This window comes from Roseivirga sp. AWQ4_251, assembly GCF_056158225.1.
This window is the reverse complement of the sequence record NZ_JBSWSW010000001.1, coordinates 2,518,301-2,532,586: the sequence shown is the minus strand read 5'-3', so window position 1 is coordinate 2,532,586 and position 14,286 is coordinate 2,518,301. Positions and strand designations below refer to the sequence as shown.

Annotated in this window: 15 protein-coding genes; 6 read left to right on the top strand and 9 right to left on the bottom strand. The window is 40.0% G+C overall.

The window, feature by feature from the left end; all coding sequences use genetic code 11:
• Window positions 1–134 precede the first annotated feature (134 nt).
• The gene (locus ACXACJ_RS10995) at window positions 135–1,085 is read left to right on the top strand and encodes a DUF6268 family outer membrane beta-barrel protein (RefSeq protein WP_475134415.1); all 951 of its coding nucleotides are present in this window, start codon (window positions 135–137) and stop codon (window positions 1,083–1,085) included.
• A gap of 171 nt (window positions 1,086–1,256) precedes the next feature.
• Here ACXACJ_RS10995 and rplI read toward each other — a convergent pair whose 3' ends face one another.
• The 3 genes from rplI to rpsF are packed head-to-tail and all read right to left on the bottom strand — an operon-like array spanning window position 1,257 to window position 2,341.
• Window positions 1,257–1,703, bottom strand: a complete 447-nt coding sequence (gene rplI, locus ACXACJ_RS10990) for a 50S ribosomal protein L9 (RefSeq protein WP_475134414.1) — start codon at window positions 1,701–1,703, stop codon at window positions 1,257–1,259.
• A 24-nt stretch (window positions 1,704–1,727) separates the two neighbouring features.
• Entirely contained in the window at window positions 1,728–1,979 is a 252-nt protein-coding gene (gene rpsR, locus ACXACJ_RS10985) for a 30S ribosomal protein S18 (protein ID WP_445760476.1), read from the bottom strand.
• Window positions 1,976–2,341, bottom strand: coding sequence for a 30S ribosomal protein S6 (gene rpsF, locus ACXACJ_RS10980; protein ID WP_475134413.1), 366 nt, complete (start codon window positions 2,339–2,341; stop codon window positions 1,976–1,978). The genes rpsR and rpsF overlap by 4 nt, the downstream gene beginning before the upstream one ends.
• 129 nt (window positions 2,342–2,470) lie before the next feature.
• Here rpsF and ACXACJ_RS10975 point away from each other — a divergent pair, with 129 nt between their 5' ends.
• From ACXACJ_RS10975 to ACXACJ_RS10965, 3 genes are all read left to right on the top strand, one after another.
• Window positions 2,471–4,018, top strand: a complete 1,548-nt coding sequence (locus ACXACJ_RS10975; RefSeq protein WP_475134412.1) for a sensor histidine kinase — start codon at window positions 2,471–2,473, stop codon at window positions 4,016–4,018.
• 2 nt (window positions 4,019–4,020) lie between these two features.
• On the top strand, window positions 4,021–4,707 hold the full coding sequence (locus tag ACXACJ_RS10970) for a response regulator transcription factor (RefSeq protein WP_475134411.1): 687 nt from the start codon (window positions 4,021–4,023) through the stop codon (window positions 4,705–4,707).
• Between the two features lie 209 nt (window positions 4,708–4,916).
• Window positions 4,917–5,915, top strand: coding sequence for a beta galactosidase jelly roll domain-containing protein (locus tag ACXACJ_RS10965; protein ID WP_475134410.1), 999 nt, complete (start codon window positions 4,917–4,919; stop codon window positions 5,913–5,915).
• Here ACXACJ_RS10965 and ACXACJ_RS10960 read toward each other — a convergent pair.
• Both ACXACJ_RS10960 and cdd read right to left on the bottom strand, forming a co-directional pair.
• The gene (locus ACXACJ_RS10960) at window positions 5,912–6,556 is read right to left on the bottom strand and encodes an alpha/beta hydrolase (RefSeq protein WP_475134409.1); all 645 of its coding nucleotides are present in this window, start codon (window positions 6,554–6,556) and stop codon (window positions 5,912–5,914) included. The two genes, ACXACJ_RS10965 and ACXACJ_RS10960, sit on opposite strands and share 4 nt — an antisense overlap.
• Window positions 6,557–6,562: 6 nt before the next feature.
• Entirely contained in the window at window positions 6,563–7,045 is a 483-nt protein-coding gene (gene cdd, locus ACXACJ_RS10955; protein WP_475134408.1) for a cytidine deaminase, read from the bottom strand.
• Window positions 7,046–7,188: 143 nt separating this feature from the next.
• Here cdd and ACXACJ_RS10950 point away from each other — a divergent pair, with 143 nt between their 5' ends.
• On the top strand, window positions 7,189–8,529 hold the full coding sequence (locus tag ACXACJ_RS10950) for a saccharopine dehydrogenase family protein (RefSeq protein ID WP_475134407.1): 1,341 nt from the start codon (window positions 7,189–7,191) through the stop codon (window positions 8,527–8,529).
• Here the strand turns inward: ACXACJ_RS10950 and ACXACJ_RS10945 are convergent.
• Complete coding sequence (locus ACXACJ_RS10945; RefSeq protein WP_475134406.1) at window positions 8,526–9,302, bottom strand: GNAT family N-acetyltransferase; 777 nt, start codon at window positions 9,300–9,302, stop codon at window positions 8,526–8,528. The two genes, ACXACJ_RS10950 and ACXACJ_RS10945, sit on opposite strands and share 4 nt — an antisense overlap.
• Before the next feature lie 172 nt (window positions 9,303–9,474).
• Entirely contained in the window at window positions 9,475–11,808 is a 2,334-nt protein-coding gene (locus ACXACJ_RS10940; protein WP_475134405.1) for a penicillin-binding protein 1A, read from the bottom strand.
• A 219-nt stretch (window positions 11,809–12,027) separates the two neighbouring features.
• On the opposite strand from ACXACJ_RS10940, the gene ACXACJ_RS10935 reads away from it, so the two are divergent.
• Window positions 12,028–12,696 (top strand): hypothetical protein, encoded by a 669-nt coding sequence (locus ACXACJ_RS10935; RefSeq protein WP_475134404.1) that lies wholly within the window; start codon window positions 12,028–12,030, stop codon window positions 12,694–12,696.
• Between the two features lie 24 nt (window positions 12,697–12,720).
• Here the strand turns inward: ACXACJ_RS10935 and ppgK are convergent, their stop codons facing one another.
• Both ppgK and ACXACJ_RS10925 read right to left on the bottom strand, forming a co-directional pair.
• Window positions 12,721–13,467, bottom strand: a complete 747-nt coding sequence (gene ppgK, locus ACXACJ_RS10930; protein ID WP_475134403.1) for a polyphosphate--glucose phosphotransferase — start codon at window positions 13,465–13,467, stop codon at window positions 12,721–12,723.
• A gap of 62 nt (window positions 13,468–13,529) precedes the next feature.
• Window positions 13,530–14,255, bottom strand: a complete 726-nt coding sequence (locus tag ACXACJ_RS10925) for a tRNA1(Val) (adenine(37)-N6)-methyltransferase (RefSeq protein ID WP_475134402.1) — start codon at window positions 14,253–14,255, stop codon at window positions 13,530–13,532.
• Window positions 14,256–14,286: the final 31 nt, after the last annotated feature.

Genomic DNA, 14,286 nt, shown 5'->3' with positions numbered 1-14,286 from the left:
AAGCGGAGTGGATTGTTTTTTTAAGAGCGGTTAGGGGTGAAGAATGGCTATTGTAGAATCGTAACTTTTTGCTTACTTGCGAGTTAAATCCGGATTCAACCCTGGTCGCCTTGACACAACTTTAAACTACTGGTATGCGCATTTTAATGTTGGCGATGCTATGCTTCGCTTTTCGGGTGACCGCCCAAGACACCTTGTCTTATCGGCCTAAGATTGCCGAATTCAGCTATGAGTACCTTAGCCGTTATAATGTATTTGTGAAACCTACAGATAGAACCAGGGCTATTTCTGATGTTGAAGAAGATAGGCTGTTGCGATTAAGGTTAGGTGCACCTATTGTTCTCACTCCAAAAAGTGTTTTTGGTGTTCAGCTCAAATATTTTCATCAAAGTTATGGAGTAGCAAGGGCTGATGGCGTTATGGAAAATGACCTTTTTCGCCATTTAGATAACAACCCGCTTACCAATGCTGGTGTAAATTTACTTTACCAAAAGAGTTTGACAGATACAAAAAGCTTAACCTTAATTGGTGTGGCTGAATTGGCTAGCGATCAATGGCAGTTGCATCGCTTCTCGGGTCGTTATTTTGTCTATGGGCAATTTATGAAAACGTTGGATAGCCGAACTAAGATTGGCTATGGGGGAGTGGTGAATTATGCTTTAGGCGTGGTGAACGTTTACCCTACTTTCGCTTATCATAAACAGCTAAATAATCATGTGCTTTTCGAGGCCAATCTACCTAGTAATCTTACTTTGAGGTATCATTTCAATGAGAAGACACATCTACTTTTGCAGTCGGAGTTTAGCAATTGGCGCTTTAATATAACCGATGCGATCAATGATGGGCCGCATTTGTTAACCGTGCAACGAGCTGACGTTTACTATAAACTGAAATTAGAACAAGAAATTCACGATTGGCTGTGGTTCGGAGTTGATGTAGGTTACGTGAATAACGTCAACTATTTTATTGTAAGGCCTGGCGGAAGGATTAAAGAAGCGCTGCAGACTTATGATCTAAAAGATTCTGCCTATCTGCGTTTCTCCATTTTTATTGTGCCGCCTAAAAAGCTTTGGAGTTCTAGATAAGTACTGAACGAACGAAGCTTCTTTCCTCTATAACACTTTCTATTCATAAATCGATCTTCTTCTAATAGAAGTTCAGAGATGATTCTCATTGCTATTTTTCCAGAAACCAAAGGGGCATAAAAAAAGCCCAACTCTTTCGAATCAGGCTTCTTGTATATTGTTCAGTGTAACTTACTCAGCTACAACTACGAATTTCACGTCTTTCTTAACTTCTTTGTGAAGATCGATTTCTGCTTCGTATTCGCCAATAGTCTTAACTTCAGACTTGAAAGAGATTTTCTTTCTGTCAACATCTACATCTTTAGCAGATTTCAACGCATCAGAAATTTGAAGCGTAGTAACCGCACCGAAGATTCTACCAGTTTCACCTGCTTTAGCTTTGATCTCAAGCACAGTGTCACCGATTTTGTTAGCGATTTCTTCAGCGTCAGCTTTGATTTTCTCAGCTTTGTGAGCCATTTGTTTCACTGTTTCTTCAGCGTGCTTTTTGTTAGAAGCACTAGCAATAACAGCGAATCCTTGAGGGATAAGGTAATTTCTTCCGTATCCTGGCTTAACAGCTACGATATCGTTTTTATAACCTAAGCCCTTAATATCAGTCTTTAATATTACTTCCATTCTTCTCTAATTTAAGGGTTCAAATTATTTCAATGAATCTGTTACGTAAGGAAGAAGTGCAATGTGTCTTGCTCTTTTTACCGCTTGAGCCACTTTCTTTTGGTATTTCAAGCTAGTTCCTGTTAATCTTCTTGGAAGAAGTTTTCCTTGTTCGTTTACGAACTTCAAAAGGAAATCAGGGTTTTTGTAATCAACGTACTTAATGCCGTTCTTTTTGAAACGACAGTATTTTTTCTTCTGTTGATCTCTGTTTACTGGTTCGTTAACAAGTGTCATGCTGCAGCCTCCTCTTTTTTAGTTTTGTTGAATTCGCCTTTTCTTCTTCTTTCGTTGTACTCTATCGCGTGTTTGTCAAGCGCAATAGTCAAGAATCTCATTACTCTTTCGTCTCTTTTGTACTCGATTTCCAAAGTTTTGATTACTTGAGAGTCGGCTTTGAATTCAATCAAATTGTAGAATCCTGTAGACTTGTGCTGAATTGGATAAGCCAATTTTTTCAAGCCCCATTTCTCTACATTAATAATTTCAGCTCCGTTGTTTTTTAGAAGCTCTTCAAAATTTCCGACAGCATCCTTCATCTGGTCATCAGACAAAACGGGATTTAAAATGAATACTGTTTCGTAATTGTTCATTATCAATGATTTAATATTTCGGGCTGCAAAGATAGTGAATCTGTTTTAAAAACAACACAAATGTAAAAGATTGTCACGGTTTTAATTGGCTGACAATCAAATTCGTAATTTCGATTTCCCGCAAGGGTTACTCCTATGGCCAAAAATAAGTTTAGAAATAATCTGCTGCTATTTGTTTTACTTTTAGCGCCCATAATTACTTATGGAGTTTTCGAACTCAGTTCGTTAACGGCCGATGAAGAAGAACTCGAAGTTATTTATGAACGCCAACTCGAAGCTGTTCTTTTTTCTTTAAATCAATATACCCAAGATGTTGTTGGTGGAATTGCCACTAAAATGGACAATGCTTTTCAGTACAGCAATGCCCAGAAAATTGATTCGATAATAAGGCCTTACCGTTTTTTTAGGGCCTTAGATATGCGAGATGTAAAGCATGAAACTCAGCAATTGTACACTCAAAATGGGGATGTATCCATTGAACTGCAGAAGGTTGCCGACAGTATTTATAATAATACAGAAGGTGTTTCGCGGCTGATACGATATAAAAGTGCTTATCAGAAAATTGAGCCCGGTTGGCAAAGCGTGACCGTTGCTGGTGAGCCGCTCGAAATATTCCAGTTTGTAATTGGCAATGAGGAAGACTACCGTTTCTGCACCTATTATTTTTCTGCCGATGAATTTATAGAGCAAATCTTGGGGCCAAAAATTCAAGAAGTAAGCCGGGGCGAGTTTGTTATTTTGTGCAGGAATAAATCCGATGAGCAAATCATTTATTCAAACATTAATTTAAAGGGTAAAACGCCAAATGTTAGGAGTGAAACCTTGGATTTACTCCCTCGCTATGAAATTGGTATTTCCCGCACAGGAAGTTCCATTCAAGACGCTGTGATACAACGTAAGCAGCAAAATTTGGTCGCTCTGGCTTTGCTGTTTCTGTTTTTAATGTTGGGCGTTCTTTTGGTGTTCAGAAATATTCGAAAGGAGATGGAGTTGGCTCAAAATAAAGCCGATTTTGTTTCCAATGTGTCGCATGAAATTCGGACACCTCTCGCTTTAATCAGCATGTTTGCCGAAACCCTTTTGATGGATCGCGTGAAAGGCGAAGAGAAGAAGAAGGAATACTACGAGATTATTACCAAAGAAGTGGCGCGACTTTCCAATATGATCAATCGTATTTTGAGTTTTTCAAAAATTGAAGCGAATAAAAGGGAATATCAGAAAGAAGAACAATGCCTGAACGAGGTCAGTAGCGAAGTTCTCAATACCTATTCATACCATTTGGAAAGCCATGGTTTTGCCTTCAAGCTTGAAGAACATGGGAGCTTGCCTACTATTTATGCTGATAAAGAAGCGCTAATCGAAGTTTTGGTGAACCTTATCGATAATGCCATGAAATATAGCAGCGACCGTAAAGTAGTGGAGTTAATTACCGGCAGGGTGAGCGATCAAGTCTACGTGGAGGTGAGAGACAAGGGTATCGGTATTCCTAAAGGGCAATTGGAAAAGCTTTTCGAGAAATTTTACCGAGTGCATACTGGTGATGTTCACGATGCCAAAGGCTCTGGTTTGGGATTAACCATTGTGAAGCACATAATGGATGCTCACGATGGAAAGATTGAAGTAAGAAGTACACAAGGAGAAGGAAGCTCTTTCAGGCTTTTATTCCCGATTTATAATAAATAGAAATGGCAAGAATATTAATTGTTGAAGACGAACCTTCCATGAGGTTAGGACTTAAGGATAATCTTGAGTTTGAATCGTATCAGGTAGAATTGGCTATTAATGGCGAAGATGGGCTGCAAAAAATCAGTAATCAAACTTTCGACCTCATCATTTTAGATGTTATGATGCCAAAAATGTCGGGTTTTGATGTCTGCAAAGCGGTTCGGAAAATGGGGGTATTAACGCCAATTATCTTCCTTACGGCCAAATCTGAAGAAATAGATAAAGTGCTAGGGCTAGAACTGGGCGCAGATGATTATTTGACCAAACCTTTTAGTCTTCGAGAGCTCATCGCTCGCGTAAAGGCGATTTTAAGGCGTTCACAATCCGCATCATCTTCAACAAAATCGGGAGCCGTTCTGATTGGCAAACTCACTGTGGATTTCGATCAGTATTCGGCATCAGTGGCTGGTGAAAGCGTTAGGATGTCACATAAAGAATTCGAGATTCTTCAATATTTATTAGAAAATAAGAATGAGGTGGTGTCGCGCTACGACCTTCTGAATAAAGTTTGGGGATACGAATCCCAACCCACAACCCGCACAGTCGATAACTTCATTTTAAGGCTGCGCCAACGCATTGAGCAAAACCATAATGAACCCAAAGTCATTTTAACCGTGCATGGCGTGGGGTATAAAATGATTCTTTGATGTGTTAGCCATTAATGATGAAAGAATTAAACGGCTTGTGACATTTTGTTACATCTCTTTACGGCCATATGACATACACTTTTGAGGCCAGCCGTATGTTTGTATAGTCGATGAGCGAGTAGCCCAAAGGTTAAACGAAAAACTTAAACTAAACTACTAATGTGGCCTGTCTCACTTTGTTGAGGCGGGCTTCTTTAAACAGAATTTCAATGAGAAAAATTTACTATATGGTCATTCTATCGATGGTAGCTTTTGGTGTTAAAGCTCAAAGTTTTGATAGGGTGGTAAACTTAAGAGGGTATTGGAAATTTTCCATTGGCGACCACAAAGAATGGGCTACCACAGACTATGACGATAGCGATTGGGAAGAAATATACGTGCCTCGCAGATGGGAACGAGAAGGTTTTAATGGCTACGATGGCTATGCTTGGTATAGAACCACTTTCAAGGGAAGCGATTTAAATGGAGAAAAGGCTGTTTACCTTAAACTAGGCTACATCGATGATGTTGATGAAGTGTTTGTCAATGGAAAGAAAATAGGTTTCTCTGGTAGTTTTCCTCCTGAATATTACACGGCTGTTCAAGCTGAACGCTTTTATCGAATTCCCTCTGATATTTTGAACTACAAAGGCGATAACCTCATTTCTGTTCGCGTATTCGATGCTGGTGGAGAAGGCGGTATATATTCTGGCGATGTTGGTGTGTTTATTCCCGAAGGTTGGGCAAAAGATGCGATTTACTTGGAAGGTGTGTGGAAAATCAGAATGGGTGATAGAAAGGAATATGCCGATAAAGATTATGATGATGACAAATGGGAGAACATCATGGTGCCAAGCAATTGGAGAGCTATTGGTTGGCAGGATATCAGGGATTATGCCTGGTACAGAAAGGAATTTGAAGTGACTGGAAAAACAAGTGGATTAACCTTAGTAGCAGGAAAAATCGATGACTTTGACGAAGTCTTCATCAATGGCCAAAAAATTGGGTCTACAAACGATGGCGGATGGCTTGGAAATTCACACAGCTACGAAAAACTTAGAATTTATCCCATTCCCTCTAATGTGCTAAAACCGGGTAAAAACACCATTGCCATTAGAGTAGAAGATTTAGGAAACGAAGGCGGTATTTATGAAGGTCCAGTAGCCATTGTAAATGACGGAGATGTATCTCGCCTGATAAGAGAACAGCGCTGGTGGTTCATGCGCTAAAAGATGCTGCTGATTTCGATCAGCGCTTTTTCATACAATTCATGTTCGCCCTCGAAACTAAGCACTTCGGGGGCAACTTTTATTTGCTCCGCGATAGCTTCTTGCTCTTTCATTAAACCTTCTGAAAGAAAAGGGTCTTTGGCTCCGTACACCCAGAAAACTCGCTTGTCTTTTAACTTTTCGGTACTCTTTAAAGGAGGTAAATCAGGAGGGAAAATGCCTGCCCAAAGCACAAGTTTATCGAATTGAACATCGGTTTGTGTTGCGAAACGTGAAATGGTTGCTGCTCCTTGAGAAAAACCAAAAAGAGTCAGACGTACTTCCTTATTCAATTTGGATTTTACTTCATCGAAAACAGTCTTTAGAAACATAAGGTAGTTTTGAATGTCTGTTTCGCGATCTTCTTTGGTCATCCAAGTAGCACCCACTCGACCTCTGAAACCCTCTAAATAATATCGGTTCAGTCCCTCAGGGGCTATAATTAGAGTTTTTCCATCATCGATGCACTGGAATTTGCGAATAAAGAATTTCGCCAACTGCCCGTGCCCATGACAAACAAACCATACTTGCTCAATGTCGTCTGAGATTTCGCCTAACGTAAAATATCGAGCTTCAAACTCAAACTTTACTCTGTTCTCCATGATGAATTATAGATTTTCGCTCGAGAATTTGAAAGGAAGAAAATTGTCTACCGATTCGGATTCATAGATTTTCCCTTCTTCGTCACTCAAGTAAATGGTGATGGCTTGCTTCTGATTAAATTCGTATTCGCTCATCACTTGTCTGCAGCTTCCGCAAGGTGTCGCCAGTTTAAAAAAGTCAGCACTTGCGTTTTTTGCCACAATCGCTACTTTCAAAACTTTCAAGTCAGGGTTTTTCGATTTGGCTGCAAAAAAAGCTACTCTTTCCGCACAAAGCCCTGCAGGATAACAAGCATTTTCCTGATTGTTCCCAGTTACCACTTCTCCATTTTCCATCAATAAAGCCGCACCAACCTGAAAATTGGAGTAGGGAGCATAGGCCCTAAGGGCAGCCTCTTTTGCTTTTTCGATTAAGGAAGAAACTTCTGGGAGAACCTCAGCTGGTTCATAAACCGTGAGGGAAATGTGTTGACTTATCTTATTTGGCATGTCCGTTTTTTGGTACGCACTCGGGAAGTTACGAATGTTTTTGAACGAAGAATCATTTTGAAGGTTTTGTTTCGAATTCAACGCGTTTGCCTTGGTTGCGCCTAAAAAAATGATGAGTTTAGATGCCAAACCTATGGAAAAATATGAATCAGATTTTAATACTAGGGGCGGGCCGCTCTGCAACTTCTCTTATCAATTATTTGCTCTCAATTGCACCCGAAAATGGCTGGAAAGTTACGGTAGCAGATTATGCGCTTCAATTGGCTGAAGAGAAGGTAAAGGGAAATGAAAATGCGAAAGCCATAGCTTTTAACGTTCGGGAAGAGCAAGAAAGAAACGAAGTAATTGGTGCTGCTGATGTGGTAATTTCTATGCTTCCGGCTTCTTTTCATCCCTTAGTGGCTGAAACCTGTTTGGCCTTGGGTAAACACCTTCTAACGGCTTCCTATGTAAGTGACGATATGCGGGCTCTCAACGAGCAAGCAAAAGAAAAAGGCTTGTTGTTTTTGAATGAATGTGGTTTAGATCCTGGAATTGATCATATGTCGGCCATGAAAATCATAGATCATATTCGTAATCAAGGGCATGAACTTAGGGCTTTCGAATCGTTTACAGGTGGGCTTCTAATGCCTAATCCTGATGATGATAATCCATGGCAATATCGTTTTACATGGAACCCCCGAAATGTGGTTTTGGCAGGGCAAGGTACTGTGAAGTTTATTCAAGAAGGGCGCTATAAATTCATTCCATATCATAAGCTATTTAGAAGGATTGAAATGATCCATATTCCTGGTCATGGATATTTTGAAGGCTATGCGAATCGTGATTCTTTAATGTATATGGATGTGTATAATCTTCAAGGCATTCAAACACTTTTTAGAGGAACTTTGAGAAGGCCAGGATACAGCAAAGCTTGGGACGTTTTTGTGCAACTAGGAGCAACAGATGATACTTACCAAATGGATGGAGTGAATCAAATGACGCACAGGCAGTTTATCAATTCGTTTCTTTCTTATAACCCAACGGATTCCGTAGAACTGAAATTGGCCTACTACCTTGGTTTGGAATTGGATGGGCCAGAAATGCACAAGTTAAAGTGGCTGGATATGTTCGAGGAAATTCCAGTGGGCTTACAAAAAGGAACGCCAGCTCAAATTTTAGAGCACATTCTGAAAAAGAAATGGACGATTAGCCCCGATGAAAAGGATCAAATTGTGATGTGGCATTTGTTCGATTATGTGGAAAATGGCGTCACAAAGCGAATCCGATCGGCAATGGTGGCAAATGGCGAAAATGCCAATGAAACCGCTATGGCAAAAACAGTTGGTTTTCCGCTTGGTGTGGCTACTAAGTTACTTTTGCAGGGTAAAATTCAGGCGAGGGGAGTTGTAATTCCTATTACACCTGAATTCTACGAACCTATTCTTTCAGAATTGGATGAACTTGGTTTCCATTTTATTGAAGAAGAAGTTGTGCTGGACTAATTGCCAGCAAATTCAAAGTAGGTTGTGATATTTTCAAAACCTAGTTTATGATAAATACCAATGCCATCTTCCGAAGCTTGGAGGATGGCATTTTTGTAACCCATTTCCTTCGCAGTTTTCAGCGCAAAATTCATCATGGCAGTTCCAATGCCTTTGCCTCGATTTTGAGCTAAAGTAGCCAAACCATAGAGCCCCACCGTTTCATCATCCGTTGGAAATAGCTCAACCGTAGAAATTGGCATTCCCTTTTGGAAATAAACCAGCATGGTTACTCCATGTTCCTTATTCAAATAGAAACGGAAGGCTTTTTTATAGAATTTCAGAACATTCTGGTCTTTTGGGTTCCAGTTAGAGGCAATTACTTCAGCATATTCAGAGAGTAGCGCTGGGTTCTTTACTACCTTAATATTTTCATAATGATCTGAAGATTCAACTGGCTTATAATCGCTTAGATTTAAAACCATTCCTATTTCTTCCCCCTGCTTTTTCATGCCCAGTTGCCTAAAAAAACCTTCTACTTCCGAAGTCAGATTTTCACGGTTAATCCAGATGCAGTAATCTCTTTTCTCACTTACATAATGTTGAATAGCGGTATGCAATTCCTGTTTAGAAAGGCTTTGCCCTTTGTGGATATGCATTATGTTGAAAGTGTCGCAAGAAAGACCGCAGTCGCTGTAAGTAAGATTTTTGGTTGCAAAAACTTTCATGCGTTTGGTGGCTTCTATTACATCAAACGCATGTTGACCGAAGTTTCTGTCAATTAATGATACCATCGTTTTGTTTCAAGTTTCGAATAAAGCCTGGTTCAATTCATTGGAAAGAATTATCCCTTTAAAAATTAGACCTTGGGATATTTCAGTACTCAAACAATGAAGAACAAGGCCGACCTAAGTTTATTTGCCCGTTAAGGCTAGCCGAAAATTAAGGTTACGGATGGTCTTCCAACTAGTTGTCTTTTTTCTTTTTACTTTTAAAAAGGTTGCCAATTTTCTTGAAAAGGCCTTCTTTCTCTTTTTCTTCTCCTTCTGTATTGTCTTTAAACTTCATTGGTTTTGGCTTGTCGTTATTGGTGAATAACCTTTTTAACAAGCCGTCTTCTTGTGTTGGTGCACACGCTAATTTGTTCATCACGTCCATAGATGGGGGAGGAAAACGAGCATCGGTAATAGATCGATATGCTGAATTTTTATTCATTCGCTGCATCATGAGCGCATAAATGGGAAGCGCAGAACTGGCGCCTTGGCCTAAGTTAGTAGTTCTAAAACCTATGCGATGATCGTCTGAACCTACCCAAGTCACAGTCACCATTTTTGGTGTTAGCCCGACAAACCAACCGTCTTTATTGGATTGTGTAGTTCCTGTTTTTCCAGCGATGTCATTTTTCAAGCCATATTTCCATCGAAGTCTTGTGGCGGTTCCTTCATTTACTGTTGCTTTCATCATTTCGATCATGATTTCTCTCGTTTCTTCGGAAATAGAAGGTTCAGTACTGATTTCAGGTTTGAATTCAGCGATTACGCGCCCTTTACTGTCTTCAATTCGGGTAATGAAATAGGGTTTTGCATGATGGCCAGCGTTTACAAAACTAGAATATGCTTCTGCCATTTCTAGAATACTGATTTCGGCAGTTCCCAAAGCAATGGAAGGCACTTCAGGCAATTCTGAAGTAATTCCCATTTTATGGGCTTGCGTTATTACATTCTGCAATCCCGCATCGTCCAAAACTTTGACAGCAACCGTGTTGACCGAATTGCTTAAAGCGGCTTTCATTGAGTAATTCAAATCGTAGCCAGGTTCGGCTCCTGAGTTTGTCGGTGTCCAATTGTTGAAATCTACATAAGTGACTTGTTCTCCAGAATAGTGCTTGCAAGGATCTAAACCAGCTTCTAAAGCAGCGGTATAAACAAAAGGCTTGAAGGTTGAACCCACCTGCCGCTTGCTTTGACTCACGTGATCGTATTTGAAATTGTTGAAATCAATTCCTCCAATCCAACTTCTGATTGCGCCCGTTCTAGGGTCGATGGAAAGCATTCCCGCATTCAAAAACTTCAGATAATGCTTAACACTATCTATCGGACTTATTTTTTCGATTTTCTTGCCGCCCCAATCAAAAAGCTCCATTTCATATGGAATGCTTAAAGAGTCCATAATTTCCTTTTCGGTTTTTCCTGAAGCTTTCAAACTTCGGTATTTTGGCGTTTTGGCAATAGCCGATGAAATGATTTGCTTGTTGCTAAGCCATGGTGCACCCTTTCCGTAGCTCTTTTCAAATTGAGATTGAAGATCGGTCATGTGTTCTTCCATGGCAGCTTCGGCCATTTGTTGCATTTCAAAATCCAGAGTTGTGTAGATTTTCAGCCCGCTGGTATACAGGTTGTACGGCTCTCCATTTTCATCTTTATGACTTTCGGCCCAAGCTTTTACTTCTTTTCTCACCTGTTCGCGGAAATAAGGAGCCAAACCAGCATTGTGACTGAAACTTCTGTAGCTAAGTTCTAGCGGTTTATTCTTTTCTATAATCAGCTCTTCCTTCGATAAATATCCGTAATTGAACATTTGGCTCAGCACCACATCTCGTCTTTCTCTACTTCTTTCTGGGTGAATTCTTGGATTGAAAAGGTTTGGATTTTTCAGCATTCCCACTAGAACTGCCGCTTCGGTTTTGGTTAAATCCTGAGTTTTTTTGTTGAAGAATTTCATGGCTGCGCTTTCGATGCCATAGGTGTTATCTCCAATAGAAACAGTATTGAAATAGAGCGTGATAATTTCTTCTTTGCTGTAATTGTTTTCCAATCTTCTGGCAATTACCGCTTCTCTCGTTTTGTTTACAGGCATGCTGAAAATGCTGTAATCCTTTCTTGGGTAAAGGTTTTTAGCAAGCTGCTGAGAGATGGTACTTCCACCACCAGAAGAGGCATCTTGAAGAAGAATGGAACGGAATAGAACCCGAAACATACTGCGCTTATCAATACCGTTATGATCGTAAAATCTGGCATCTTCTGTAGCGATTAGCGCATTTACCAAATGTTGAGGAAGATCTTCGTAGGTAATGGGTTGCCTATCGAAAATGTAGTGCTTGCCAATAAGCTCTCCACCAGCTGCATAAACTTCGGAAGCTCTGCTTTGCTTGATTTCTGTGAGTTGTTTTTTCGAAGGAATTGGCCCCCAAAATTGGAGATAGACACTTAAGATGAAAAGAATTCCTAAGCCAAAAATTGAGCCTATACTCAATAGGCTATACTTCAGAATTTTCTGTTTGCGGGTAGATGTTTTAGTCATGATGTGTTAGAAGTTGTTGCCGATTTTTCTGCATTTGGCATGCCTCTTTTTGTTTTGTGAAATAAGTTTGCCTTTAAGCTTCATTTTGGCCGTTTTCTAAGCGTTTTCAATGATGGATAACCTTGGCAGGCTATTGGTTGTTTTTCATTTTGACAAAGCTTTTTTCAAAATGAAAAAGATTCTTTTGAGCATTATCTATCCTTTTGTTATCATTCGGCAATGAAGAGTTTGTTTTTTGATAGGGCAGAAGTCCAGTTTTTAGTGGAAAAGCTTGATGGTCAGGGTTATGGGTTAATATATGACTTTGAAAAGCACAGAATAGAGCTCAGCCAAGAAGGAACTGATAGGGGAGCTTTTTTACGACTTCCTATTACACTGCCTTGTGATGATCAACTGAATCTCGATTTAGAAAGAAAGATTACATATTTGATGTTGTTGGTTCAGTCGGGCAGTGCTTCTGTTGGTGTTTTTGAAGATGAAAAATGCGTAGCGCATAAAGTTTTTTCGGCTTATATGGTTAGGAAGAAACAAGGAAAGAGCCAGATTAAACATCTCAAAACAAAGGGTAAATCAAGGGCTGGATCAAGGGTGAGACTCGCCAGTACAATCGAGTTTTTTGAAGAGATTAATCTTCGCCTCCAAAACCACTTTCAAAGCTTTGAGCTTGACAGAATTGCCATGAGCTGTTCTAAAATTCTGATTCCTTATCTTTTTGGTTCCAAGGAAGAAACGCCTTTTGACAAAAAAGATGAAAGGATTTATAAAATCCCGAAACATCTTCACCAACCCAATTTCGAGGTAATGCTTGGTATGCAACGATATCTGAATAAAGCTGAGTTAGTTTTTGATGAAGAGGTGTTTAAAGCTTTAACTGAATTGGAAACTTAGAAGTAAGATACTTTTATCCTTTCACTATTTATGATGTTCTGCAGCATAGACAGCAGCACCGATAATACCTGCATTATTCAGCTTTTCTGAAACCGAATAAGGAGTCTTGATTTTAATATGCTTTCTGAATTTGTGAATTTTTTTGCTTACCCCACCGCCAATAATAATGTGATCAGGAGAGAAAATTCGAACAATATGTTTCAAGAAGAAATTGAACCGTTTGCCCCAAGTGTCAAAGTCTAAATCTTCTCTTTTGCGAGCCGAATCTGCGGCATAGTATTCTATCAAATCGCCATCTTTACCATACATTCTGCCCAACTCAAAATTGGGGATGAGCTGCCCATCGTAGAAAACGCCACTTCCCAAGCCAGTGCCTACGGTAATCACCATAACAAGCCCCGATTTGTGCCTTCCTGCACCAAAACGCATTTCGGCTATACTGGCCGCATCCGCATCGTTGATTACGGTAAAATGCTCATCATCACAGTGTTCGCTAAACAAGTCGTCAATCTGGGTGCCCTTCCACGAATCGTCCAAGTTGCTGCTATACATTGCTTTGCCATCTACAACTACCGTTGGAAAAGCACAGCCAATGTCATCGTGCCAATCGAAATGCTCTTTAATTTCTTTTACCACTTGGGCCACAGCCTCTGGGGTTGAAGGTTTTGGAGTCGGAATTCGGAACCGATCCGAAATGATTTTTCCCGCTTTGGTGTCTACAATGGCACCTTTAATTCCTGTACCTCCAATGTCAATCCCTAATACTTCCATGCGCGACTTTTTGTAATGGCTGGCAAGATATTCAGATAATTCAGTCCCTGCAAACGAGTGCGTTATAAGTGAAGGTAGAAAGGGGATAATGCCTGATGAATTTCTGATGAATACATGCCATCTTGGTCGCGAATGGCAATAGTTTTCTCAGTAATTAGTGATGAATGATTTCGTGAAAACTCTCTGATTTTTCTGAACACCGGTTTGTTCGGCCCATTCAATATGGTAAGGTCAGTGACCACAGAAAAGCCCAAAGACCTCATGATTTCAGTAAAGTTTTCCATTTCATAAGCCGGGTAAAGAATCGAAACTTTGCCTGAATTGCTCAACATTTGGTCAATTGAGTTTGCGAGAAGTTCTGGAGAAAGGCTCTGATTATGAATGGCTTTGTTTTTTTGTTCATCCACACTTGTCATATGATTTGAAAAGAACGGAGGGTTGCTGATAATCAAATCATAGGGAGAATCGCATTGAAAATCGGTTAATGAAGTATGGAAAGCCGAGAGCTGTTTTTTCCAAGGTGAATTTTTGAAGTTTTCGTGGGCCTGTAGAAAAGCGCTTTCATCTATTTCTACAGCATCTATTTGTGGAGGATTTTGAAAATATTGGCTTTGTTGAGCTTTTATCAAAGATAGAAGGCCGGTTCCAGCACCAATATCCAAAATTCGTTGAGTATGCTCAGGAACCAATGTCAGAGTGCCAAAAATGCAGCCTTCTGTGGTTACTTTCATGGCACAATTTCCCTGTTCAATTCTAAATTGTTTAAACTGAAAATATGAATTGGCCATTTGGGGGAATTAGAGAAGCGAGCAGAGACAA

Bases quoted from the DNA above. Each gene is read 5' to 3' on its own strand.
- ppgK (WP_475134403.1), bottom strand. From the start codon at position 13,467: ATGGAAGTATTAGGGATTGACATTGGAGGTACAGGAATTAAAGGTGCC.
- rplI (WP_475134414.1), bottom strand. From the start codon at position 1,703: ATGGAAGTAATATTAAAGACTGATATTAAGGGCTTAGGTTATAAAAAC.
- rpsR (WP_445760476.1), bottom strand. From the start codon at position 1,979: ATGACACTTGTTAACGAACCAGTAAACAGAGATCAACAGAAGAAAAAA.
- ACXACJ_RS10965 (WP_475134410.1), top strand. From the start codon at position 4,917: ATGAGAAAAATTTACTATATGGTCATTCTATCGATGGTAGCTTTTGGT.
- ACXACJ_RS10935 (WP_475134404.1), top strand. From the start codon at position 12,028: ATGAAGAGTTTGTTTTTTGATAGGGCAGAAGTCCAGTTTTTAGTGGAA.
- ACXACJ_RS10945 (WP_475134406.1), bottom strand. From the start codon at position 9,302: ATGGTATCATTAATTGACAGAAACTTCGGTCAACATGCGTTTGATGTA.
- ACXACJ_RS10995 (WP_475134415.1), top strand. From the start codon at position 135: ATGCGCATTTTAATGTTGGCGATGCTATGCTTCGCTTTTCGGGTGACC.
- ACXACJ_RS10975 (WP_475134412.1), top strand. From the start codon at position 2,471: ATGGCCAAAAATAAGTTTAGAAATAATCTGCTGCTATTTGTTTTACTT.
- ACXACJ_RS10970 (WP_475134411.1), top strand. From the start codon at position 4,021: ATGGCAAGAATATTAATTGTTGAAGACGAACCTTCCATGAGGTTAGGA.
- ACXACJ_RS10940 (WP_475134405.1), bottom strand. From the start codon at position 11,808: ATGACTAAAACATCTACCCGCAAACAGAAAATTCTGAAGTATAGCCTA.
- ACXACJ_RS10960 (WP_475134409.1), bottom strand. From the start codon at position 6,556: ATGGAGAACAGAGTAAAGTTTGAGTTTGAAGCTCGATATTTTACGTTA.
- ACXACJ_RS10925 (WP_475134402.1), bottom strand. From the start codon at position 14,255: ATGGCCAATTCATATTTTCAGTTTAAACAATTTAGAATTGAACAGGGA.
- ACXACJ_RS10950 (WP_475134407.1), top strand. From the start codon at position 7,189: ATGAATCAGATTTTAATACTAGGGGCGGGCCGCTCTGCAACTTCTCTT.
- cdd (WP_475134408.1), bottom strand. From the start codon at position 7,045: ATGCCAAATAAGATAAGTCAACACATTTCCCTCACGGTTTATGAACCA.